We start from the raw sequence: 26,054 nt of genomic DNA on the forward strand, positions 1-26,054 counted from the left end.
GTCATTCCTTTCCAAACGAGACGTTCGTCGGACGATCCCCGGCCGAGCCCACCAGGCTCGCCGCACTCATTCCGGGCTGCTCCGAAGCGAGGGAGTCGGGCCCTTGGACGTCGTCCGGTTGAGGACTGCGCGCCACGGCCTTCGCGATCTCCGCTTTCACATGCAGCGCCAGCATACCCACGAAGGGCTGTCGCAGTGTACTGAAATGATCACCCTTCAAGTCATACACATCCGTGCCGCGCGTCCACCGGCCCCAGCCGAGATCCGGCGCGACCACCGAGCCGACCGGGTGCTCCTCGGCCTTGAAGACAGTGCATTCAGCGTCGAGCGCGCCGGGCGTGTATGCCTTGAAGGCCGTCAGGTTGCGCTCGATGGTGACGAGGTGTTGCCGGAGGTCCGCCGCGGTGAGGCCCCCCACCACCCGGCCCTCCGCGCGCAGCCAGGACAGTAGCAGCTCCGCGGGATCCACGCCGCCCGCGGCGTGCAGGGCCTCGCGCAGCGCGCCGATGCGCTCCCAGGACACGCCCAGATCCAGCGCGAGCGTCAGCAGGGGCAAGGCGGGCTCGTCCAGCATCAGCGTCGCGTTGCCCGGGCCCGGCAGGTGCGCCTCCACCAGGAAGAGCCGGGACACCTGCTCTCCAAGCAGGCGCAGCTGGCGCGCCATCTCGAAGGCCACCACGCCGCCCAGGGACCAGCCGCCGAGCAGGTACGGCCCCCGGGGCTGAAGGCCGCGCAGCTCCTCCACGTAGGCCGCCGCCATCCCCTCGATCGTCGGGGGCGCCGCGTCCTCGCCGGCGGGCACCGCCTGCAGGCCGTAGAAGGGCTGCTCCTCGCCCAGCGCCTCGGCGAGCGGCCGATAGCACAGCACCGCGCCGCCCACCGGGTGCACGAAGAACAGGGGCGGTTGGGACGCCCTGCCCTTGTTGAGCACCACCACGCCCGAGGCGCTCGCGTGCTCCAGGGCACCGCCCGCGGCCCGGGCCAGGTGCTCGGCCAGGGACGCGATGGTGCGCGACTCGAACAACACGCCCACCGGCAGCCGCTGCTGGAAGGCGCGGTTCACCATGTTCACCAGCCGCATGGCCAGGATGGAGTGCCCGCCCAGCTCGAAGAAGTCGTCCTGGACGCCGATGGACGTCTGGCCCAGCACGTCGTTCCAGATGCGCGCCAGCTGGCTCTCCACCTCGTTGCGCGGGGCGACCTTCTCCCGCCGCTCGCGCGCGGGCCGCACCTCGAGCGCCAGCAGCGCCTTGCGATCCAGCTTGCCGTTGGGGCTGAGCGGCAGCGCCTCGATCACCGCGAGGGACGCGGGCACCATGTACTCGGGCAGCTTCGCCTGGAGCGCCGCGCGCAGCTCGCGCACCAGCCCCTCCGAGCTGCTCCACATCGGCAGGCGCAGGGAGGGCTCGGCGGACACCGCGGGGCCCTCCGCGCGGGCCTCGCGCCGCACGGCGTACAGGTTGTAGAGCTCCGTGCCGTGCAGCATGGTGTCCTGCTCGACCGTGAGCGAGAAGCCGTGCCGCTCGAGCAGCGACGTGGCCTTGTGCAGCGCGCCATCCACGTCGTGGATCTCGATGACGACCTGCTTGATGATGGCCCAGTCCTCCTCGCGGATGCCGGCGAGGACTTCCATCTCGCTCTTCTCGACGTCCACCTTGAGCAGATCGATCGTCTTCAGGCCGTGCTTGCGGATCTCGTCCGAGACGGAGCTCAGCCGCACGGAGATCTGCTCGCTCTTGAGCCGCTCGTGCAGCAGCTCGTCCACCGCCGACGTGGACACCTCGGACTCGCCCAGCTCCGCCTTCTGCTGCAAGAGCAGGAAGGACTTCACCACCTCACGCTCGGTGCCGGAGTCGGAGCTCTGGCCGGAGATGATGGAGTTGTTCGGGTAGTAGGTGAACGTCGTCTCGCGCTCGCGCTCGGCCAGGCCCAGGTTGAAGGCCTTCACGTCCAGGTCATAGAGCCGCGCGTTGAGACACAGCGCCTTGTACACCTCGGGCATGGGCTCGTAGGCGTAGATGGACACGTTCCTGCGCGACAGGCCGAAGTACAGCGACACGAGGCCGATGTTGGCCCCCACGTCGAAGATGCAGTCGCCGTCGCGCAGCGTGACGCCGTGCTTGAGGTAGCCCTGCTGCTCGAAGATCTCCTTGAAGAGGAATTCCGTCTCGCCCCGGTTGAGGTGCGCGACGGTCATCCCGTTGGGCAGATCGTGGAATGCGTTCCGGGTGGCCAGGCCCTCGCGCTCCAGGCGCAGCCGCTGCCGGATGGGCAGCGCCTTCTCCTGATCCGGCACGACGTAGGCCACGAGCCGCTTGTCCCCGGAGGGATCCGTCTGGTCGAGCACCACGCTCTCCCGGATGGCGGGATGCGCCGAGAGCGCCGCCTCGATCTCCCCCAGCTCGATCCGGAAGCCACGGATCTTCACCTGGTGGTCGATGCGGCCCAGGTAGTCGATGTTGCCATCCAGCAGGTGCCGGGCGAGGTCACCCGTGCGGTACAGGCGCGCGCCGGGCACGGGGCTGTGCGGGTCCGGGATGAAGCGCTCGGCCGTCAGCTCCGGCCGCTCCAGGTAGCCCCGCGCCAACTGCACGCCGCCGATGAACAACTCTCCCGCCACGCCCACTGGCACCGGCCGCAGGTGCTTGTCCAGCACGTACAGCTGGGTGTTGGCCACCGGCTTGCCGATGGGCACGCCCTCGTACCCGCTCTCCTGGCGGCAGTCCCAGTAGCTCACGTCCACCGCGGCTTCCGTCGGGCCGTACAGGTTGTGCAGCGCCTTGCCCGGGTAGCGCTCCAGGAACCGGTCGCGCAGCGCCTTGGGCAGCGCCTCTCCACTGCAGAACACCTGCCGCAGGCTCGCGAGCTCCGTCCCCTTCGGCTCGTCCAGGAACACCTGCAACATGGACGGCACGAAGTGCAGCGTGCTCACCCCGCTCGCGTCAATCAGCTCCGCCAGGTAGCGCGCGTCCCGATGTCCCTCGGGCTTCGCCACCACCAGGCCCGCCCCCATCATCAGCGGCCAGAAGAACTCCCACACCGACACGTCGAAGCTGAAGGGCGTCTTCTGCAGCACCCGGTCCGCTCCGCTCAGCCCGTACTCCGCCTGCATCCACAACAGCCGGTTGCGGATGGCCTCGTGCGTGTTCATCGCCCCCTTGGGCTTACCCGTCGAGCCCGAGGTGTAGATGACGTACGCCAGGTCCGCCCCGCCCACCTCGCTCTGGGGATTGTGCTCGGGCTCACGCGCCACCTCGCTCCAGCCGCTGTCGAGCACCACCGTGCGCGCCTCGTGCGCGGGCAGCAGCGACAGGCAGCGCTGCTGGGTGAGCAGCACCGGCACCCGCGCATCGCCCACCATGTACGCCAGGCGCTCGCTTGGGTAGCCCGGGTCCATGGGCACGTAGGCCGCGCCCGCCTTGAGCACCCCCACCAGGCCCACCACCATCTCCACCGAGCGCTCCAGGCACAGGCCCACCCGCTGGCCCCGGCCCACGCCCAGCCGCTTCAGGTGGTGCGCCAGCTGGTTGGCCCGCGCGTTGAGCTCGGCGTACGTCAGCCGCTCGCCCTCGAACTCCACCGCCATCGCCCCGGGCGTGCGCTCCACCTGCCGTTCAATCCAGGCGTGCAGCGTCTCCGGCCCCTCGTACCCCACTTCCGTTTCGTTCCAGCCCCGGAGGATCCGCGACTGCTCATCGGCGGGCAACAGGGTGAAGGTGTCGTAGCGCCGCTGGGGCTCGGAGGCCATCGCCTCGAGCACCCGCGCATAACAGGTGGCGAGCTGCGCCACCTGGGCCTCGGGATAGAGCGCCTTGTCGAAGTTCAGCTGCAACCGCAGCGTCGACGTGCGCACGTCCTGGCTGAAGCTGGCCACGAAGGACAGGTTCGTCTGCTCGAAGATGTCCGCGGCCACCACCTTCAGCCCTTCCAGCGTCAACATGTCCTGGAAGACGTGGAAGTTGGTGAAGTTGAAGGCCGTCTCGAAGAAGAGCTGCCGGTCATGCAGCCGCTGGATCTCGAACAGCGGGAAGCGCCGGTGCGGCACCAGCGCGTGCTCCTTCTGGGACGTGCGCTGGATGAGCTGCGACCAGGTCCCCTCCCCTCGCCGCAGGCGGAAGGGCAAGGTGTTGAGGAACAGGCCGAGCGCGCGCTCGCCATCGCCCTCCTCCAGACGGCCGCTGGAGATGACACCGGTCACCAGATCGTCCTGGCCCGTCACGACACCCAGCACGTTCAGGTGGGCCGCGAGCAGCACGCTCTTCACCGAGACCCGCGTCTCGCGCGCCAGCTCGGTCAGCCGGGCGGACAGCCGCGCCGGCAGGGGCACCTCGTGGAAGCCCAGCTCCTGACCCTTGGCGCGCGTCGAGGCGAACGGGAGCCGGGGCAGCTGCGTCGCCACCGCGCCCTTCAGCTCCTCGCGCCAGAAGCGCGGATTGGCCTCCGAGGCGATCTCCTGCTCCTCGAGCGCCACGAAGTCGTGGAACCGGGACACCGGCGCGCTCAGACTCTCGGACTGGCCGGCCAACAGCCGGTGGTAGCCCGTCAGCAGCGACGACAGGAGCACCGCCACGCTCCACCCGTCCAGGATGGAGTGGTGGAAGCTCAGGGTGAGCTGGAAATGCTCCGCGTCGCGCAGGTGCAGCTGCACCCGGAACAGCGGCGCCCGCGCCCAGGCGAACGGACGGTGCCGCTCCTCGGCGCACCACTGCTTGATGCGCGTCTCCTGGGCCTCGGTGGACAGGCCGCTCACGTCCTCCACCGCCAGCGGCGTCGGGGCCTCGCGGTGCACGAGCTGGAGCGGCCGGGCCTCGTCACGCAGGAGGAAGGACGTGCGGAGCACCTCGTGGCTCGCCATCAGCGACACCAGGGCGCGCTCCATCAACGCCACGTCCAGCCGGGCCCTCAGGTGGAAGCTGAACACGTCGTGGTAGACGGAGCTTCCGGCGTCCAGCTGCGAGTGGAACAGCATGCCCGCCTGGAGCGCCGTCAACGGGTAGGCGTCCGTGACATCGGCCGGCAGCGCGCCGCGCTCCTCCGCGGAGAGCAGTCCGAAGCGCACGGCACTCGCGCGGGCCTCGGTGTCCGCCCGGCCTCCCGAGACGAACGCCGCGAGCTGGCTGACGGTCTGGTACTGGAACAGCTCCTGGATCGAGAACGAGAGGCCGTGGCTCGCGGCCTGCGCGACGATCCGGATGCTCAGGATGGAGTCACCTCCGAGCTGGAAGAAGTTGTCGTGGATGCCCACCTGCTCGCGCTTGAGCACGTCCCGCCAGACACCCACGAGCAGCTGCTCGAGCTCGGTGGTGGGCGGCGTGTAGCTGCTCTCCAGATGCGCGCCCACCGCGGGCAGCAGCTTGCGCTCCACCTTGCCGTTGGGCGACAGCGGGAAGGCGTCCATCACCACGAGGTGCGGCGGCACCATGTAGTCGGGCAGCCGACTGCCCAGGTACGCCCGGAGCTCGGCATCGCTCACCTGTGCCCCGGACTTCACGACGTAGTAGCCCACGAGCTGGGTGCTGCCCGAGCCCTGCTTCTGGGCCACCACCACCGTCTCGCGCACGGCGGGATGCGACGCGAGCGTGGCCTCGACCTCGCCCAGCTCAATGCGCAGGCCACGGATCTTCACCTGGTGGTCGATGCGGCCCAGGTAGTCGATGTTGCCGTCGGGCAGCCGTCGCGTCAGGTCCCCCGTGCGGTACAGGCGCGCACCGGGAACGGGGCTGTGCGGGTCCGGGATGAAGCGCTCGGCCGTCAGCTCCGGCCGCTCCAGGTAGCCGCGCGCCAGCTGCACCCCGCCGATGAACAGCTCGCCCGCCACGCCCACCGGCACCGGCCGCAGGTGCTTGTCCAGCACGTACAGCTGGGTGTTGGCCACCGGCTTGCCGATGGGCACGCCCTCGTACCCGCTCTCCTGGCGGCAGTCCCAGTAGCTCACGTCCACCGCGGCTTCCGTCGGGCCGTACAGGTTGTGCAACGCCTTGCCCGGGTAGCGCTCCAGGAACCGGTCGCGCAGGGCCTTGGGCAGCGCCTCACCACTGCAGAACACCTGCCGCAGGCTCGCGAGCCCCGTGCCCCTCGGCTCGTCCAGGAACACCTGCAGCATGGACGGCACGAAGTGCAGCGTGCTCACCCCGCTCGCGTCAATCAGCTCCGCCAGGTAGCGCGCATCCCGGTGTCCCTCGGGCTTCGCCACCACCAGGCCCGCCCCCATCATCAGCGGCCAGAAGAACTCCCACACCGACACGTCGAAGCTGAAGGGCGTCTTCTGCAACACCCGGTCCGCCCCGCTCAGCCCGTACTCCGCCTGCATCCACAACAGCCGGTTGCGGATGGCCTCGTGCGTGTTCATCGCCCCCTTGGGCTTGCCCGTCGAGCCCGAGGTGTAGATGACATACGCCAGGTCCGCCCCGCCCACCTCACTGGCCGGATTGTGCTCCGGCTCGCGCGCCACCTCGGCCCAGCCGCTGTCGAGCACCACCGTGCGCGCCTCGTGCGCGGGCAGTAGGGACAGGCAGCGCTGCTGGGTGAGCAGCACCGGCACCCGCGCGTCGCCCACCATGTACGCCAGGCGCTCGCTCGGGTAGCCCGGGTCCATGGGCACATAGGCCGCGCCCGCCTTGAGCACCCCCACCAGGCCCACCACCATCTCCACCGAGCGCTCCAGGCACAGGCCCACCCGCTGGCCCCGGCCCACGCCCAACCGCTTCAGGTGGTGCGCCAACTGGTTGGCCCGTGCGTTGAGCTCGGCATACGTCAGCCGCTCGCCCTCGAACTCCACCGCCATCGCCCCGGGCGTGCGCTCCACCTGCCGCTCAATCCAGGCGTGCAGCGTCTCCGGCCCCTCGTACGCCACGTCCGTCTGGTTCCAGCCGCGCACCAGCCGCGCCCGCTCCGCCTCCGGCAGGAACTCCAGGCGCGACAGCGGAACGTCCACGTCCGACACGATGCGCTCGAGCAGACCCTGGAGGTGCGCGCCCATGCGCTCCACCGTCTCGCGCTCGAACAGGTCGACGCTGTAGGTCCAGTTGCAGACGAGCCGCTCCGGGGCGTCGTGCACCGCCAGCAGCAGTTCCTGCGAGGCGCCGCGCTGCATGGTGCCGTCCAGCAGCTCAGCCACCAGGCCCTGGCCGCTCAGCGCGCCCTGCCCGTCCCGCTGGTGCTGCTGATGCCACGTGTACATCACCTGGTACAGGGCCGAGCGGCTCGCGTCACGCGGCAGCGCCAGCTCCTTCACCAGCAGCGACAGCGGGTAGTCCGCGTGCTCGAGCGCCCGCAGGACGGTGCCCCGCACGCGGCCCACGAGCTGCTTGAAGCTCGGATCCCCCGAGACATCTCCCCGGATCGCCACCGGGTTGATGAAGTTGCCCACCACGCCTTCCGAGTCCGCCATGTCCCGGCCGGCGGTGGGCGTGCCGATGATCACCTCGTCCTGGCCCGAGTAGCGCGACAGGAGCACCTGGAAGGCGCTCAGCAGCAGCACGTAGGGCGTGGCCGCGAGGGCCTTGGCCTGCTCGCGCAGCCGCCGCGTCAGCGTGGCATCGAGCGTCAGGGAGTAGCGCGCGCCGTCGAAGCGCTGGAGCGGCGGACGCGGCCGATCCGTCGGCAGCTCGAGCACCGTGGTGGCGCCCCGCAGCTGCTGCGTCCAATACGTGCGCAGGGCCTCGCCGCGTGCGCCGGACAGGCGCTCGGACTCCCAGCGCACGTAGTCCGGGAAGCGCACGCGCACCGGGGCCAGCGTGGGCGCCGTGCCCGCGCGCGCCGACTCGTACAGCGCGCTCAGGTCCTTCACCAACAGCTCCAGCGACCAGAAGTCCGCCGCGATGTGGTGCACCGTCAACAGCAGCGTCGGGCCCGTGGCGCCCGCGTCCTGGCGCGTGAGCAGCGTGAGCCGCAGCACCGGCCCCTCGCGCAGGTCGAAGGGACGATCCGACTCCTGATCGATCAGCGCCTGGACGGCCCGCGCGTCCTGGCCCGAGGTGTCCACGACCTCGAGCCGCAGCTCACCGCGCGGGTGCACCTGCTGGGCGAGCTTGCCTTCGCTGAAGCTGTACGTGGTGCGGAGGATCGCATGCCGCTCGACGAGCAGACCCGCCGCGCGCCGCAGCGCCTCCACGTCCAGCGAGGGGAACAGCCGCGCCGCGTACACGATGTTGTACGCCGCGCTCTTGGGGGCCAGCTGGTAGAGCATCCACAGCGACTGCTGCCCGTGGGAGACCGGGTGGCTGCGGGGCAGCTCGGCGCGGGCGCGCAGGAAGGGCAGCAGCTCGTCCTTGCGCGCCTTGAGCTCGGCGAGGAACGCGGGGGTCACCTGCTCCTTGGCGGCACGGTAGCGCAGGCGCTCCGCCTCCACCCACAGCTCGATGCCCCGCGACTCCAACTCCGAGACGTACAGCTCGACACTCATATCTCACCCTCGATCACGTCCTGCACCTGCTCCGCCGCCACCGCGACGGGGACGGGCGCCGACGACGGCCCCGCTCCCGAGATGCGAGACGCCAACTGGTCGATGCTCAGACCTTCCAACATGCTGACCACCGGGACGTCGATGTCCAGGTCGGTCCGGATGCGCTTCTTGAACTCCACCGCGAGCAGCGAGTCGACGCCCAGGGTGTTGAGCGGCTGCTCGACATCGAGCTCCGCCGCCGCCAGCTTGAGCGAGCGCGCCATGGACTCGCGGATGTACGTCACCAGCAGCGGCTGGCGCTGCGCGGGCGCGGCCTGCTCCAGCTGACGCCGCAGATCGTTGGCGGGCGCCTGGGGCGTGCGCGGCGCCTCGCGCACCGGCTCCACCTCCCGAGGCGCGAGGGCCTGGGTGACGTCCTCGAGGAACCGCGGGGCCTGCTCCTCGGGGAACTGGCTCAGGAACGCGGGCCAGTGCACGGGAAGCACGCCCACCTGGTGCGTGGCACCGAGGAAGAGCTGCTCGAGGATTTCGATGCCCTGCGTGGGCGCGATGGTGCCGATGCCCTTCAAGGCCCAGCGGTCACCGAGCTCCTTGCCCGACGCGGCGCCCTTGCCGGACCAGGGACCCCAGTTGATGCTCAGCGCGGGCTTGCCCTGCGCGCGGCGGTAGCTGGCGAGCCCATCCAGGAAGGCATTGGCGGCGGCGTGGTTGGCCTGTCCCGGCGAGCCCATGAGGGACACCGCCGAGGAGTAGAGGACGAAGAAGTCCAGCTCCCGGTGGGCCGTGAGCGTGTGGAGGTTCCACGCGCCGTCGACCTTGGGCGACAGCACCCGGGCGAAGCGCTCCCACGTCTGGTGCGCGAGGATGCCGTCATCCAACACGCCCACCCCGTGGATGATGCCGCGCAGGGGCGGCAGGGTGCGGTCGATCCGCTCCAGCACGCGCTCCATCTGGCGGAGGTCGGCCACGTCCGCCTGGACGAGGACCACCTCGGCGCCGAGGCGCTCCAACTCCTCGCGCTCGGTCCGGGTGCGGGCCTCGGCGTCCGTGCGGCCGAGCAGCACCAGGTGCCGCGCGCCCTCACGCACCATCCACTGCGCGGTGAGCAGACCCAGACCGCCGGTGCCACCCGTGAGCAGATAGGTGGCCTCCGGGTGGAACGTCACCTTGGTGGGGGCCTCGTCGCGCAGGGGCGCGAGCCGGGCGACGTGCCGCGCCGCGCCGTGCAGGAGGACCTGATCCTCCCGCCGCGAGGCGTGCAGCTCCCGGTACAGGGCCTCGGCGTCGGGCCGCGTGGGATGCAGATCCACACGCACGCAGTTGAGCTCCGGGTGCTCCAGGGCGATGACCCGGCCCAGTCCCCACAGCGAGGACTGCACGAGGCCCGGCAGGGGCGCGGTGGGCTCGAGGGCCTGGGCCCCCTGCGTCACCAACCAGAGCGACGGCGGCCGTGCGCCCTGCGCCTTCACCAGCGATTGCACCAGGTGCAGCGTGCTCTGGCAGCCCAGGGTCGCGGCGTCCGCCAGCTCGCCGAGCGGCAGCGAGTCCTCGGTGGGCGACGCGTTCAGGCTCCACAGGTGCACGACGCCGTGCAGCGGCTCCTCGTGGACCCGCAGGTCCTCCAGCATGCGCTGGAAGTCCTCGGCCCGCGTGGGGCGCAGCGTGAAGGAGCCGTCCGCGTGCCGCTCGTAGCGCTCGCCCACCCGGGCCAGCACACTCCGCGCGCCACCGGAGACGAGCAGCTCACCCAGCCGCTCGCCCGTGTCCCCTTCATCCGCCAGCACGAGCCACTGTCCGGCCCGCGCGGGCGTCTCTTCCGCGGTCTCCGCGGCCCGGGCGAAGAGCACGCCCTGGGGCATGTCGCGTCCGGGCACGAGCACCTCGGCGCCCGTGAAGCCCGTCTCCGTCAGCACGCGCTTCCAGCTCTCACCAGACAGCAGCGGGTAGGCGGGCCGCAGCGCCACGTCCTCGAAGCGCCACCAGCCATCGGTGAGCCCGAAGATGAGATCCAGCCAGCGCTGGCGCTCGGTGCCCTCCACCATGACCAGCAGGCCACCCGGCGCCATCAGCTCGTGCACGTGCCGCAGCGTCTGGTGCATGTCCCGCGTGGTGTGCAGCACGTTGGCGGCCACCACGATGTCGTACCGGTGGGCGTCGAAGCCCTGCTCCACCGGCGAGCGCTCGATGTCCAGCACCTCGTAGCGCACGAACGGGTAGGCCTGGAACGTCTCGCGCGCCTTCTCGGTGAAGAGCGGCGAGATGTCCGTGTACACGTACTCCAGCTTCAGCGTGGACAAGAGCGGCAGGATGCGCGCCGTGGTGCCACCGGTGCCCGCGCCCACCTCGAGGATGCGCAGGGGCCGACCCGCGGGCAGCTTCTCCAGGGCCAGGGCGAGCGTCTTCTCCACCAGCAGGTTGAGCGCCCGCGTCCCCACCGACTGCGAGTACAGGGCCGAGGCCGCGCTCAAGTCACCGCCCGGGAAGAGCACCTGCACCGGGTCCACCTCGCCGCGCAGCACGGGCGCGAGCTGGCTGGCGCACTGCTCGAGGAAGTTCAGCTCCGCCTTCTGCGCGGGGTGACGCGCGAGGAGCGAGGCGGCCGAGGCGCCGCTCTCCCCCGCCGCGCCCACCACCGTCCACCCCTCCCCGTCCCGCCGCAGCTCGCCCGCCTCGGCGAGCATCTCCAGGACGCGGTGGAACATGCGCTGGTGCCGGGCCACGACCCCCGCCCGCGCCATCAACGACGCGGTGGTGAACGTCTGGCCCTTCTCCAGGACGACGCCCAGTCGGGCGAGGCCCTGGCGCACGTAGGACAGGCTCAGCGTCTCCAGCTCACCGAGCACCGCCGTGTAGCCGTCGAGATCCAACGTGCGCGCCAGCTCCTGGGCGTACGGCACCAGGCCCTCGCGCAGCGACTCGGCGCCGGGCAGGTAGTCCACCCGCAGGCCGCCCACGGGCGCCTGGGGCTTCCACTCCAGCGCGTAGAGCCAGTCGCGGTAGGCGTCCTGGTGCACCCGCAGGAACACGTCCCGGTGGGTGCGCCGCACCTGGAAGCCCTCGACGGAGGCGAGCAGGTGGCCCTCCTCGTCGAAGATGACGATGTCGCCGGTGAGGCTGTTGGAGGCCGGCACGTACTCGCCCCGGCGCTTCACGTGGCACCACAACCGCGCGCCCGGCTTGGGCCGCCCGTGGAAGTGGAAGCCGTCGATGTGGAAGGGCACGAACAGCTCGTCCTTGCTCTTGAGCGCGGTGGGCGAGCCCGCCACGCAGCCCACGAGCTGGAAGCACGAGTCGATGAGGCCCGGGTGCAGCTGGTACAGCTCGGCCTCCGCGTTGGACACCGGCTGGGTCAAGGCGCAGAGCACCTCACCCTCCGAGAGCCACGCCTCGCCGATCCACCGGAACGACGCGCCCAGCGTGTAGCCCATGTCCCAGAAGTCCGCGTAGAACGACTCGCCCGTGAAGCCGCTGGTCGCCGCGGCGCGCAGGGCCACGATGTCGGGCGCCTCGAGCGCGGCCGGAGCACGCGTCTGCGTCTGGGCGCGGCCCGTGGCGTGGACGACCCAGGCCGGCTCGTCGCCCTCGCCCAGGAAGCTGCCGATCTGGAAGTGGAAGCCGTCCTTGGACGCCCGCTCCATGCTCAGCTGCACCGTGCGCCGCTGCGGATCCGGCAGCACCAGCGCCTGCAGGAACGTCACGTCCTGCACGGAGTTCACCCCGAGGCGCGGGTCGCGCACCGTGGCCAGCGCCGACAGGAGCATGGACACGTGCGAGGCGCCCGGCACCACCACCGTGCCGTGGATGCGGTGATCATCCAGGAAGGTGGGCGAGTGCGCGGACAGCTCGATCTCGAAGCGCAAGTCCTTGGTCATGGGCAGCCGCAGGCGGCGGCCCGGGTACGGCGCGCCCAGGGACTGCTGCGAGCGCGTGGGCACGAGCGAGGCGCGGCGCGAGCCCCGGGCCTCGGCCCAGTAGCGCTTGCGCTGGAAGGGATAGGTGGGCACCGACACCCGGCGCGCCCCCGTCCCCGCGTGCAGCGCGCTCCACGACAGCTCCTGGCCCTGGACGTACAGGTGCGCCAGCGCCGTCATGAGCTGCGTGCCATCCTTCACGTTCTTGCGCAGCGAGGCGAGCCACGTGCCCTGCCCCTCCGGCGCGCACTTCTGGCCGAGCGCCACCAGCGTGTGCTGGGGACCGAGCTCCAGGAAGATCCGGCACCCGTGCGCCCACGCGGCCTCGATGCTCTGCTGGAAGCGCACCGCCGCGCGGATGTGGCGCACCCAGTAGTCCGCCGTGGCGATCTCCTCGCCCGCCAGCTCCCCCGTCACGTTGGAGACGACGGGCAGCCGGGGCGCCGTGTAGCGCACCGTGGCCGTCACCTCCGCGAAGCGCGCGAGCAGCGGCTCCATCAGCGGCGAGTGCGAGGCGAAGGAGATGGGCAGCTTGCGCGTCTCGATGCCCGAGCGCTCCAGCTGCTCGCACACCGCGCGCATGGCGGGGGTCGCGCCGGACAGCACGAGCTGCGCCGGGCCGTTGTACCCGGCGATGGCCAGCTCCGCCGCGTACGGCGCGAGCACGTCCTTCACCTGGTGCTCCTCCGCCATGACGGCCACCATCTCGCCGCCCTCGGGCACCCCGGCCATGAGCCGGCCGCGGGCCTCGATGAGCTTGAGGCCGTCCTCCAGGCTGAACACGCCCGCCACGCAGGCCGCGACGAACTCGCCCGCGCTGTGGCCCATCACCACCGAGGGCGTGACGCCCCACGAGGCCCAGAGCGCCGCGAGCGCGTACTGCATCGCGAACATCACCGGCTGGGTGAAGCGCGTGTCGTTCAGGTGCGCGCTGGCCTCGCCCCACAGGAGCGACGGCAGCGAGTGGCCCAGCACGGGCTGGAGCAGCGCATCGCACCGCGACAGGGTGCGCGCGAACACCGGCTCGGTCTCGAACAGCTCGCGCGCCATGCCCACGTACTGCGAGCCCTGGCCCGTGAACAGGAACGCCACCTTGTCCGGGGTGGCCTTCGCCTCGCCCCGGGCCGTGTGCGCCTGCTCCTCGCCGCCGTCCACCACGGCCTGGAGCCGGGCGACCATGCCCGCGCGATCCTCGGCCGCCACGGCCAGGCGGTGCTTGAAGTGCGCGCGCCCGACCTGGGTGGTGTGGCAGACGTCCTCCAGCGCCGGGGCCGCGTCCGAGGCGAGCAGCCGCGCGTAGTCCCGCGCCGCCGCCTTCACCGCCTCCTCCGAGCGACCGGAGAGCGTCAGCACCTGGGCCGCCGCCCGCCGCTCCACCCGCTTCTCGGCCCGGACGGGCGCCTCCTCGAGGATGATGTGGGCGTTGGTGCCGCTGAAGCCGAACGCGCTCGCGGCGGCCAGACGCCGACCCTGCCCCGCCGGCCACGCCAGGCGCTCGGTGGGGATCTGGATGTGGCTCGCGTCCACGTGGATGTGGGGGTTGAGCCGCTGGAAGTGCAGGTGCGGGGGAATCTCCCCGTGGTGCAGCGCCAGCGCGAGCTTGATGAGGCTCGCCACGCCGGAGGCCGCCTCGGTGTGACCGATGTTCGTCTTCACCGAGCCCACGACGAGCGGCCGCTCCGCCGCGCGCCCGGCGCCGTAGACGGCATCCAGCGCGTGCAACTCGATGGGATCGCCCAGCGACGTGCCCGTGCCGTGCGCCTCCACCAGCCGCACCGCGTCCGGGGTGACGCCCGCCGCGTTGAGCGCCGAGGTGATGACGGCCTGCTGCGCGGGTCCGCGCGGCACCGTGAGGCCACTGCTGCGGCCGTCCTGGTTGATGGCCGAGCCGCGGATGACCGCGACGATGGCATCCCCCGCCGCCTCGGCCTCGGACAGGCGCTTGAGCACGAGCACACCGCCGCCCTCCGCGCGCACGTAGCCCTCGGCCTCGGCGTCGAAGGTGCGGCAGCGGCCCCGGGGCGCGAGCATCTTGCCCTTGGACAGCGCCACGAAGGACTCGGCGGCCAGGAGCAGGTTCACACCACCGGCCAGCGCCGTGTCGCACTCGCCGCGCAGCAGGCTCTGGCACGCCAGGTGGACGGCCACCATGGACGAGGAGCACGCGGTGTCGATCGCCATGCTCGGGCCCTGCAGGCCGAGCGTGTACGCCACCCGACCGGGGATGGCGTTGAGGGCGTTGCCCGTGGAGGTGTACGCCACGTCGATGGCGTCACCGGCCGCCTCGCAGATGCGGCCGTACTCGTTGGCGCCCACGCCGAGGAAGACGCCCGTCTGGGTGCCCGCCAGCGCCGCCGGCGAATAGCCCGCGGACTCGACCGCCGCCCAGCTCAGCTCCAGCGCCAGGCGCTGCTGCGGATCCATCGCCTCGGCCTCGCGCGGCGAGATGCCGAAGAAGGTGGCGTCGAACTGATCCACCTGCCGCAGCAGGCCCGCGCTCAGCGTGTACGTCTTGCCCGGCGCGTCGGGATTCGCGTCGAGGTAGGTGGCCACGTCCCAGCGCTCCGACGGCACGTCGGAGATGGCGTCCACGCCGCGCTGGAGCAGCGACCAGAAGGCCTCCGGGCCGTCCGCGCCGCCGGGGAAGCGGCAGCCGATGCCGACGATGGCGACGGCCTCGGCGCGCGAGGGCGCCACGGTCGGAGCGAGCGCGGCCACGGGGGCGGCGAGCCCCAGCAGGTGCGCGGCCAGGGCGTCGATCGTCGGGTAGTCGAACGCGATCGTCGCCGGCAGCGAGCGGCCCACGAGTGCCTGGAGCGCCGTCTTGATCTCCACCGCCATGAGGGAGTTCATCCCCAGGGTGGTGAGGCCCCGGTCCCGCTCGGGCAGCTGCGACGGCTCGAAGCCGAGCACCTGACCCACCACGCGCTGGATCTGACCGACCAGGTCCTCCAACGTGACGGGCGTGCCCCGCGACGGCTCACCCGCCGCCTCGGTCTCGGGGACCGGCGTGGACACGGCCTCGGTCTCGGGCACCAGCCGCTCGAGCAGCGGACGGCGGCCCCGGACCTCGTAGACGTCCTTGAAAACGCTCCAATTCACCCGCGCCACGGTGGCCTGCACCCCATCCGTGGAGAGCAGCCGCTCCAGGGCGGCGAGCCCCGAGGCGGGCGCGAGCGCCTGGATGCCCAGCGGCGCCAGCCAGGCCTCGAGCTCCGCGGCCGAGCCCATGCCCGACTCGGCCCAGGGGCCCCAGTTGATCGTCAGCGCGGGCAGGCCGCGCAGCCGGCGGTGGTGCGCCAGCATGTCCAGGAAGTGGTTGCCCGCGGCGTAGTGCGCCTGACCCGAGGAGCCCCACACCGAGGCGATCGACGAGTAGCCGACGAAGAAGTCCAGGGACTCCTCTCGCGTGGCCTCGTGCAGCGCCCAGGCGCCGAACACCTTGGCGCCGAACACCGCGTCCAGGTCCTCGGCCCGCAGCTCCTTGAGCGCGCGCCGTCCACCCGACACGCCCGCGGCGTGGAAGATGCCCTTGAGGGGCGGCAGGGACTCGCGGATCTCCCGCAGCACCCGCGCCACCTCGTCCGTCCGGGCCATGTCCGCGCGCATCACCCGCAGGGTCGCCCCCGCGCGCATCAAGGCCTCGAGGTCATTGCGGACCGCGGCCTCCCGCGCGGACCGGCCCACGAGCACCAGGTGACGCGCGCCCCGGGACACGAGCCAGCGCGCGGTGCGCAGGCCCAGCGCGCCCAGTCCGCCCGTCACCAGGTAGGTGGCGTCGCCCCGGATCGACAGCGGCCGGCTCGCGTGGGTGCTGGCGGGGATGAGCCGCGCCACGTAGCGGCCCTCGCGCCGCAGCGCCACCTGCTGCTCCGCCGTCGCGTGGAGCAGCTCGCCCAGCAGCCGCGAGGCCTCGCCCGCCTCCACCCGCTCGGGGAGATCCACCAGCCCGCCCCACAGCTCCGGGTGCTCGAGCGCCACGACCTTGCCCAGGCCCCAGATGGCGGCCTGCTCCAGCGCGGGGGGCACCGGCACGGCGCCCGCGGGCACCGCCGCCCGCGTCACCGCCCACACCTTGGGCGAGCCACCCGCCGCGCCGCGCCGCGCGAGCGCCTGCACCAGCGACAGCAGGCCCAGCGACGGCATGCGGCCCAGGTCCGACACCTCGGCGGCGCCGGACTCCAGGCTCCACAGGTGCACGATGCCGCGCACCGGCGCGTCCACCTCCGCGAGCAGGCGCGTGAAGTCCTCGTGCCGCGAGGGCTCGACGGTCCACGTGCCCTCGCCGCGCTGGAAGACGACGCCCGCCTCGACGCGCACGCTCCGTCCGCCCCGCGCGGTGATGCGGGCCGCCAGGGACTCGCCGAGCGACTGTCCGCCCAGCACGAGCCACACGCCCTCCGCCGCGCCCTGGGCGTCCACCGTCTCCGCCACGCGCTCCCACGTCTGCTCGACCAGCAGCTCGTCCACGGACGCCGGCGCGCCCACGGAGGACGCGGAGGACGGCGCGGGCAGCACCGGCGCCGGGGACTCCTCGAACCAGTGCCGGCGCTGCTCGAAGGGATAGGCGGGCACGTCCACGTGCCGCCGCGCGAAGCCCCGCTCCACGCCCTTCCAGTCGATGCGCACCCCACCCTCGAACAACTTGCCCACGGTCGTCAGCAGCCGGGCCCAGTCGCCCCGGTCGCGATCCAGCGAGGGCAGGCCCTTGATGCGCTCGTCCTGGGCGCAGGCCATGGACACGAGCGTCGAGCCCGGACCGATCTCCAGGAAGAAGCCGGGCCGCAGCGCGACCAGCGCGCGCGTGGACTCGGAGAAGCGCACCATGCCGCGCGTGTGCTCGATCCAGTAGGACGGATCCGCCACTTCCTGGCCCGCGCGCTGCCCCGTCACGCCCGACATCAGCGGCAGCGCGGGCGCGTGGAAGCGGACGCTATTCGCCACCTCCGTGTACGCCGCCAGCATGGGCTGCACGAGCGGCGAGTGGAACGCGTGCGACACCTTCAACAGCTGACCCCGCGTGCCCCGGGCCCGGGCCTCCTCCACCAACCGTTTCACCACCTCGGCCTCGCCGGAGATGACGACGTTGGCGGGACCGTTCTCCGCGGCGACGGCGACATGCTCCGCGTGGGGCTCCACCGCGGCGCGCACCTCCTCGAGGGGCGCGAACAGCACCGCCATGGCGCCGCGCCGCGTGAGCACGTCCATGAGCTTGCCGCGGGCGGCCGTCAGCCGCAGACCGTCCTCCAGGCTGAACACGCCCGCGATGCACGCCGCCGCGTACTCGCCGATGCTGTGGCCCATGAGGGCCGCGGGGAACAGGCCCCACGACATCCACAGGCGCGCCAGCGCGTACTCCAGCGCGAAGAGCACCGGCTGGGTGTAGCGCGTCTCCTGCTGCAGCGCGCTGTGCTCGCCCCACAGCAGCGACACCAGCGAGTGCTCCAGCCAGGGGCGCAGCAGCCGGTTGCACTGGTCGATGAGATCCCGGAACAGCGGCTGGGTGTTGTACAGCTCGCGGCCCACGCCCGGGTACAGCGCGCCCTGGCCGGTGAAGAGGAACGCCACCTCGCGCGCGGACGCATGGACCGGAGCGCGTGGGGGCGCCTGGATGGCCTGCTCCAGCTTGCGCCGCAGCTCCTGGGCGTCCTGGCTCACCACCGCCACGCGGCAGGGCAGCTGCGCGCGACCCGTGTGGGTGCTGAAGCACAGGTGCGCGAGCGCCTCGGGCTCCACGGTGGCCAGCGCCTCCACGTAGCGCGTCATCAGCCGGCGCAGCGCCTCGGGCGTCTTGGCGGACAGGGCCAGCACGTGCTGGGGCCGCTCGAGCGCGGCCGACCGCTCCTCCTCGAGCGGGGCCTGCTCCAGCACGACGTGGGCGTTGGTGCCACCGAAGCCGAAGGAGCTCACGCCCGCGAGCCGCCGGCGATCCACGTCTCCCGCCCAGTCCTGGTGCGTGGTGGGCACCTCCAGGGCCAGCTTCTCCCAGGGGATGTGCGGGTTGGGCGTCTTGAGGTGCAGGCTGCCGGGCAGCTGCCGGTGGTGCAGCGACAGGGCGACCTTGATGACGCCCACGATGCCCGCGGCCGCCTCCAGGTGGCCCACGTTCGTCTTCGCCGAGCCCAGCTTGAGCGGCCGGCGCGCGTCACGGCCCCGGTTGAACACGCGCGCGAGCGCGCCCACCTCGATGGGATCGCCCAGCGAGGTCCCCGTGCCGTGCGCCTCGACGTAGTCGATCTCCTCGGGCCGCGCGTCGGCGGCCGACAGGGCGCGGCGGATGACCGCCTCCTGCGCCAGGCCGTTGGGCGCCGTCAGGCCGTTGCTGTGGCCGTCCTGGTTGACCGCCGAGCCCCGCACCACCGCGAAGATACGGTCGCCGTCCCGCTGGGCATCCGACAGGCGCTTGAGCACCACGACGCCGCAGCCCTCGCTGCGCACGTAGCCGTCCGCGCTGGCGTCGAACGTCTTGCACCGGCCATCCGACGCCATCATCCCCGCCTGGGAGAACGTGATGGTGTGGTCCGGCGACAGCAGCAGGTTGACGCCTCCGGCGAGCGCCAGGTCGCACTCGCCCTGGTTGAGGCTCAGACACGCCGTGTGCAGCGCCACGAGCGACGAGGAGCACGCCGTGTCCACCGCCAGGCTCGGTCCGCGCAGGTCCAACGCGTAGGACAGGCGGTTGGCGGCGATGCTCAGCGCGGTGCCCGTGCCCGCGAAGGCGTTGGTGGCCCCCACGCGGCCCACCTGCAGGCGCGCGTAGTCCTGGGTGCTGATGCCCACGAACACGCCCGTCTGGCTGCCCGCGAGTCCGTCCGGCGCCTGGCCCGCGTTCTCCAGCGCGTCCCAGCTCACTTCCAAGAGCAGGCGCTGCTGCGGATCCATGGCCGCGGCTTCCCGGGGCGAGATGTCGAAGAAGTCCGCGTCGAAGCGGTCCACGTCCGCGACGAAACCACCCCAGCGCGTGGTCACCCGGCCCGGCGCCGCCGTGGGCGAGTACAGCGCCTCGGCGTTCCACCGCTCCGCGGGCACCTCGGAGATGGCGTCCACCCCACCGCGCAGCAGCGACCAGAAGGCCTCGGGCGACCGCGCGCCTCCGGGGAACCGGCACCCCATGCCGATGAGGGCGATGGGCTCGGCATGGCTCGATTCAGCCGACGCGGCGAAACCGTTGCCCTCGGGTGCTCCTCCCAGGAAGCGGGCCAGGGCCGCCACCGAGGGGTACTCGTACAGGGCGGTGGGCGCGAGCGGCACGCCCAGGGCCTCGGCCATCACGCCGGACAGCTCGACCAGCGCCTTGGAGTCCAGGCCGTAGTGGTTGAAGGACTTGTCCACGTCGTACTGCTCGAGCGTCAGGCCCAGGCGCGTGGCGACGAGCGTGGCCAGCCGCAGCACCAGCGCGGTGGGCGCCGCGCGCGTCGGCAGCGGCAGCTCGGGCGCCCCGGCGGACGCGGGCGCCTTCGCCTCGGCCTTCACCTCGGCCTTCACTTCCACGGGCGCGTCCCAGCGCGCCAGGACGGTGTGAGTGCCCTCCACGAACATCTGCTGGCTCGCGCGCCGCTGGATCTTCCCGCTCGACGTCTTGGGCAGGCTGCCCGGCTCGATGAGCAACAGCGCGTGCAGCTGCAGCTCGTGGTTGGCCGCGATGGCGGCGCGCACCTCGTCGAACAGCGCCGGCGCGTCGATGGAGGGGATGGCCGCGCGCTCCGGCTCCTGCACCACCACCAGCCGCTCCTCGCCGTCGATCAGCACCGAGAACGCGGCGCCGCCCTGCGAGCGCAGGCCCGGGTGGCACGCGAGCACCGTGCGCTCGATGTCTTCCGGGTAGTGATTGCGGCCACGGATGATGACCAGCTCCTTCATCCGGCCCGTGAGGAAGAGCGAGTTGTTCTCGATGAAGCCCAGGTCGCCCGTGCGCAGGTAGGGGCCCTGGGCGGTGTCCGCGGTGTGCGCCCGGAAGATGTCCTCGGTGGCCTGGGGGTTCTGCCAGTAGCCCATGCCGACGCTGTCGCCCCGGATCCACACCTCGCCCACGTCCCCGGCGCCGCTCGTGTGGCGCGTCTCCGGGTTGACGATGATCACCTCGTGGCCCAGGCGCGGATGGCCGCAGCCCACCAGGCTCAGGCTGCCCGTGCGGGGCTCGGCCAGCGCCTCCACGCGGTTGACCTGGAGCGCCTTGGCGTCCAGGTGCTTGACGGTGGGCAGCGTGAACTTGTCACCCACCGTGACGGCCACCGTGGCCTCGGCCAGACCGTAGCCGGGGCGCATGGTGCGCGGGTTGAAACCGTACGGCTCGAAGAGCCGGGTGAAGTCCTGCATCACCCGGGTGTTGATGACCTCGGCGCCGTTGAGCGCCGTGGTCCACGAGGAGAGATCCAACCCCTCGTAGTACTCGGGCTTCATGTCGCGCACGCACAGGTCGTAGCTGAAGTTGGGACCGCCGCTGATGTGCGCCTGGTAGCGGGAGACGGCCCAGAGCCAGCGCCGCGGCTTCTGCACGAAGGCCGTGGGCGACATGAGCACGTTGAGGCAGCCCAGGGCCACCGTCTGCAGCGCCAGCCCCAGACCCATGTCGTGGTAGAGCGGCAGCCAGCTCACGTACGTGCCCTCCTGCCACTCCTCGGAGAAGGACTGGAAGACGAGCTGGTTGTTGAGCAGGTTGCCGTGGCTGAGCATCACGCCCTTGGGCCGACCCGTGGAGCCCGAGGAGTACTGCAGGAAGGCGAGCTCCTCGGCGCGGGGCACGAACTCCTTCCACTCGCCGGCGAGCGCGGGCGCCACCGCGTCCGTGGCCAGGCGCTTGAGCGACCGGGTGGCGTCGGACGAGTCCAGCAGCTCCGTCATCTGCCCCATCATCCCCGCGGTGGACAGGACGACGGACGCCCCCGCGTCGGAGATGATGGCCTCGAGCTTGCCCCAGCCCAGGCGCTTGCGCAGGTTGGGCGGATAGGTGGGCACCGCCACCACGCCCGCGTAGAAGCAGCCCAGGAAGGCCGTGAGGAAATCCAGGCCGTGGGGGTAGATCAACATCGCCCGCTGGCCCACCAGGTTCCACGCCTGCAGCTGGGCGGCGATCGCGCGCGCCTTGGCATCCAACTGCGCGAAGGTCAGTCGCTCGCTCTCGCGCTCTCCGTCCCCCAGCAGGATGAAGGCGGGTTTGTCCGCCTCCTGCTCGGCACGGCGGCGGGCGAGGTCAACCAGCGTCTTCGCGGAAACGTACATGGACATGTAAAAAACTTCACATGTCTTCAGGCTTAATGTCAATAAGCGCTAAAATCCGGTTTTCCCTCTTGCCGACAGGAATTGACTGGACAGGGTCCGCGGGAATGTTGATCAGTCATTCCCGCAGACAACCCGTCATCGGCGTTTACTCTCCTGGTACGTCACGGAGAGCTTCACCTCGGCGCCCTCGCGCAGGACGACGGCGGTCACCGTCTCGCCGGGCCGGGCGGCGTTGAGGGCATACATGAGGTCCTCCACGCTGCCAACCTCATGCGTGCCGAGCCGCACGAGCACGTCCCCACGCTTGAGGCCGCCCAGGTCCGCCCCGCCCCCGGGCCGCACGCCCGCGAGGAGCACCCCCCGCGTGCCGGCCGGGGGCGCGTAGTCGGGCACGGTGCCCAACGAGGCATTGAAGGAGCGCGCATCCCCCACCGGCGCGGGCGCCGGCACGCTGCGGTACGTCACCCGTCCGGGCCGGGCACTCACCTCCGCGGCCATCTCGGATACCACGAGCGCCACCTGGGCCAACCCCGCGGCGTTGATCCGCTCCGCGCTGTCCGAGGGTTTGTGGTAGTCATTGTGCGTGCCAGTGAAAAAATGCAGTACGGGCACACCCGCCGCGTAGAAAGGCGTGTGATCCGAGGGGCCGTAGCCGTCCCCCGAGCCGTCACAGCGCACCCGGGCCTTGGCGCACGCGGGGGCGAGCAGCTCGCGCCACTCCCCCGCCGAGTCGGCGCCCAGCACCGTCAGGTGGTTGTCGCGCAGCCGCCCCACCATGTCGAGGTTGAGCATGGCGGCCACGTCCTTCATCGCCAGGCCCGCGGTGGGCGTGCGCGTCCACGCGGTGGAGCCGAGCACCCCCGTCTCCTCGCCGGAGAAGGCGGCGAAGTACACGTCGCGGCGCAGGCGCTCGCGCTGGCCGGAGAGCAGCCGCGCCGCCTCCAGCATGCCCGCCACGCCCGAGGCGTTGTCGTCCGCGCCCAGGTGCGGCTCGCGGCGGTCCGGCGCGAGCGAGCCCCGGCCCCCCTCGCCCAGGTGATCGTAGTGCGCGCCCACCACCACGGCCTCGGAGGCGCGCGTGCCGTCCTTGGCGGCGGGCAGCCGGGCCACCACGTTCCACGTGTCCTTGAGCACCCGCTCGAGCTTCACCGCCACCCGGCCGCTCACCTTTTGCTTCTTGGCGAGCTTCTCCAGCACGGGCTCGAAGCCGGCGCGCTTGAGCGCCACCACGGGCAGGCCCGCGTCCTGGGCGCCCTCGGGCTTGAGCGCGGGCAGGCCCGCCTCGGCGGGGGCGTTCTTGTCGCCCGCCAGCGGCCAGTCCACCACCACGAGCGCCCGCGCCCCGGCCTCCTTGGCCACCCACGCCTTGTGGCGCAGGTCTCCATGGCGCCGCTGCGCGTCCGGGGTGGCGAACGCCGGCGTGTCCGGCACGAAGCGCCGCACGACGACGATCTTCCCCTTCACCGCCAGGCCCGCGTAGTCGTCCACGCCCAGATCCTTGGCGCGGATGCCGTGGCCGGCGAGCACGAAGTCCCCCTTCACCTCGCCGTCCGCGGAGAAGCCCAGCGGCAGGAAGGCGCCCTCCTGGGCCCGCACGCCGCCCAACTCCAGCGCCGTGCCCGGCGCCGCCTGGAGCGCGGTGACCACGGGGAAGCGCTGGCGGAAGCTCCCCGCGTCCCCCGCGGGCTCGAGGCCCAGCGCCGTGAAGCGCCGCTCCAGCCACGCCGCGGCCTGCTCCAGTCCGGGCGTGTCGATGCCCCGGCCCCCCTGCTCGGGCGCCGCGAGGAAGCGCACGTCCTCCAGCACCCGATCCGGCGGCCTGGGCTCGCTCGCGGCGACGCCGGTTTCGCTCGAGGCGACGCCGGGCTCGCGCGTGCGCGTCTCCTGCCACTCGGCGATGAAGACGTTGGTGTCGTGGCGGCCCGCGGCCGTGGCGCGGTTGGAGGAGAACGCCAGTTGCTTGCCGTCCGGGGAGAACAGCGGGAAGCCGTCGAAGCCGGGCGCGGTGGTGATGCGCTCGAGCCCCGAGCCATCCACGTTCACCGCCCAGATGTCGAACTCGCGCCCCTTGGGGTCTCCATGGTTGGTGGAGAAGAGCAGGCGCGGCAGCGTGGGGTGCCAGGCGGGCGCGAAGCTCGCCGCGTTGAGGTACGTCACCTGCGTGGCGTTGGAGCCGTCCGCGTCCGCCACGTACAGCTCCAGCTTCGTGGGTCGCACGAGCCCTTGGGCCAGCAGCGACTGGTAGTCCTCCAGCTCCTTGCCCGGCGCGGGCCGGCTCGCCCGCCAGACGATCTTGGAGCAGTCCGGGCTGAAGAACGCCCCACCGTCATAGCCGGGCGTGTGCGTGAGCCGCTTCACGTTCTGGCCGTCCGCGTCCATCCGGTACAGCTCCAGATCCCCATCCCGCACGGAGGTGAAGACGATGGCGCCGTCCTTGGGGCACACCGTCGCCTCGGCGTCGTAGCCCTTCTCGCGCGTGAGCGGCCGCACGTTCGTGCCGTCCGCGTTCGCCTTGTAGATGTCGTAGGTGTCGTAGAGCGGCCACACGTAGCCCAGGCTCATGTCGGGCTTGGGCGGGCACGCCTTGCCGCCCTCGTGGGTGGAGGCGTAGAGGACCTCCTTGTCATCGGGCGGGAACGAATAGGCGCACGTGGTGGCGCCCTCCCCGCTGGAGATGGGCCGCGTGGCGCCCGTGAGCGCGTCCAGCCAGTAGATGCGATCGCACCCCTGCCCCTCGTGGCGCGCCTGGAACGTGAGCGCCTGGCCCGAGAAGGCCCAGTAGGCCTCGGCGTTCTCGCCCTCGAAGGTGAGTTGCCGCAGCGCCTTCCAGTGCGTCTCGCCCGCGTGCGGCTCCACCCCCCGCGGCGGCGGCACGGCCGGGCCCGACGGAGAGGACGGCGCCGGGGGCGCATGCGCGCACCCCACGAGGACGAGGAGGCCCAGCGAGAATCTCTTCATGCGTGAAGGTCCTGGAGTTGAGATTGATTGGCAGTATCAACTCGCCCCGCCATGTCGAGGGAATTCCGACGGGAACGTGCCGGAGGAAGGGCCGTAACTCTTACCCCCCGGGCGGCGCCTGGCTGCCCTGGACTCGCCGCCAACCCCTTGGATTCGTTGTCCTTCCCGCCGGAGCGCGCGCTGGCACGCGGGGTGCTTTGCTTCCTCCCCGAGAAGCTGACGGGGTTGGGTCGGCGGGGTGGTCGGGGTCGGGCGGGTCGGAGGGCGGGGGGCGGTCGGGCGGCGCAGTCGGTGGGGGTTCTCGGGGGCGTGGGGCGGGACGTCATGCCGGGAAGGAGTCGCGGGGGCGGCTTCTTCCCGGTTTTTTTATTTTCCAAGGAATGCGGGTTTTGGGGTATGAGGCGCGCGGTTCCCTTCTTCAGGAGAGAGCAATGCGCGTCACGAAGGCCCTGGGTGTTCTGGCGTTGAGCATGGCGATGCAGGCGTGCGGGGGGCCGGAGCCCCTGGCGTCCGAGGCGGGTGAGCCGCTGGTGCCGGACTCTCCCCTGCTCGGCAGCCAGGAGCAGGCGCTGGGGCGGCTGAACATCCGCAACGCCGACCCCACGGTCATCCGCGTGGGCAGCACGTACATCTCCGCGGAGACGGACGGCTCGCGGCTGTACGTGCGCACGGCCACGTCAGTGGACGGCCTGGGCGGCGCGGCGCGGCAGCAGGTGTGGAGCAACCCCTCCGGCTGGGCCGAGGTGTGGGCGCCGCAGATCATCCGCGACAGCGCCACGGGCACCTACTACATCTACTTCACGGCGGGGGCGAACAAGGCCCACCGCATGTACGTCATCCAGTCCAAGTCGCCCACGAGCGGCTGGAGCACCGCCCAGCGCATGTCGCTGCCGGACGACAAGTGGGCCATCGACGGCACGGCGTTCAAGTACCGCAACCAGTGGTACTTCGTGTGGTCCGGCTGGGTGGGCGACAGCGACGGCGAGCAGACGCTCTTCCTCGCGCGCATGAGCAGCCCCACCACCGTCACCGGCGCGCGCTTCGTCATCTCCCAGCCCCGCGAGGCCTTCGAGAAGGTGGAGCCCAACCCCCCCTGCCGCGTCAACGAGGGCCCCGAGGTCATCATCGATCCGGCCGGCCAGTTGCACGTCGTCTACTCGGCCAACGGCAGCTGGGGCGAGAGCTACTGCCTGGCGGACCTGCGCCTGAAGCTCGACGGGGACCCCACCTACGTGTGGGACTGGTTCAAGTCCAACGGCTGCCTCTTCGGCGCCAACCGCTCCACCCTCATGAGCGGGTGGGATCCGACGCTCTACGCCAAGGGCGTGGGCCACCACTCCTTCGTGCTGGTGGACGGCGACCCCAACACCAGCCCCCCCGCCGGGCCCACCTTCCCGCTCGCCTACCACGGCGTGGCCAAGAACGAGTACCCGAGCGACTTCTGGGGCGCGCGCTACTGGTACTCGGGCACCTTCCAGTGGTGGGGCAACATCACCTACACCCGCGGCAGCGAGCGCACCACGGGCTGGAGCCTGAAGTTCTACGAGTAGCCGCTCGGCGCG

4 protein-coding genes are annotated in these 26,054 nt (G+C 71.7%); 1 reads left to right on the forward strand and 3 read right to left on the reverse strand.

Going from position 1 to position 26,054, the window contains the following annotated elements:
- Position 1: 1 nt before the first annotated feature.
- From I3V78_RS22755 to I3V78_RS22765, 3 genes are all read right to left on the reverse strand, one after another.
- Positions 2 to 8,404, reverse strand: coding sequence for a non-ribosomal peptide synthetase (locus tag I3V78_RS22755; RefSeq protein WP_204490555.1), 8,403 nt, complete (start codon positions 8,402 to 8,404; stop codon positions 2 to 4).
- A complete protein-coding gene (locus I3V78_RS22760; RefSeq protein ID WP_204490556.1) occupies positions 8,401 to 21,540 on the reverse strand; it encodes a type I polyketide synthase in 13,140 nt (4,379 codons plus the stop codon). The genes I3V78_RS22755 and I3V78_RS22760 overlap by 4 nt, the downstream gene beginning before the upstream one ends.
- 129 nt (positions 21,541 to 21,669) lie before the next feature.
- The gene (locus I3V78_RS22765) at positions 21,670 to 24,492 is read right to left on the reverse strand and encodes a M28 family peptidase (RefSeq protein ID WP_204490557.1); all 2,823 of its coding nucleotides are present in this window, start codon (positions 24,490 to 24,492) and stop codon (positions 21,670 to 21,672) included.
- Positions 24,493 to 24,923: 431 nt separating this feature from the next.
- Here I3V78_RS22765 and I3V78_RS22770 point away from each other — a divergent pair, with 431 nt between their 5' ends.
- The gene (locus I3V78_RS22770) at positions 24,924 to 26,042 is read left to right on the forward strand and encodes a glycoside hydrolase family 43 protein (protein WP_204490558.1); all 1,119 of its coding nucleotides are present in this window, start codon (positions 24,924 to 24,926) and stop codon (positions 26,040 to 26,042) included.
- The last annotated feature ends 12 nt before the right edge of the window (positions 26,043 to 26,054 follow it).

The organism is Archangium primigenium (assembly GCF_016904885.1).
Lineage (GTDB): Bacteria > Myxococcota > Myxococcia > Myxococcales > Myxococcaceae > Cystobacter > Cystobacter primigenius.

Bases quoted from the DNA above. Each gene is read 5' to 3' on its own strand.
- I3V78_RS22770 (WP_204490558.1), top strand. From the start codon at position 24,924: ATGCGCGTCACGAAGGCCCTGGGTGTTCTGGCGTTGAGCATGGCGATG.
- I3V78_RS22755 (WP_204490555.1), bottom strand. From the start codon at position 8,404: ATGAGTGTCGAGCTGTACGTCTCGGAGTTGGAGTCGCGGGGCATCGAG.
- I3V78_RS22760 (WP_204490556.1), bottom strand. From the start codon at position 21,540: ATGTCCATGTACGTTTCCGCGAAGACGCTGGTTGACCTCGCCCGCCGC.
- I3V78_RS22765 (WP_204490557.1), bottom strand. From the start codon at position 24,492: ATGAAGAGATTCTCGCTGGGCCTCCTCGTCCTCGTGGGGTGCGCGCAT.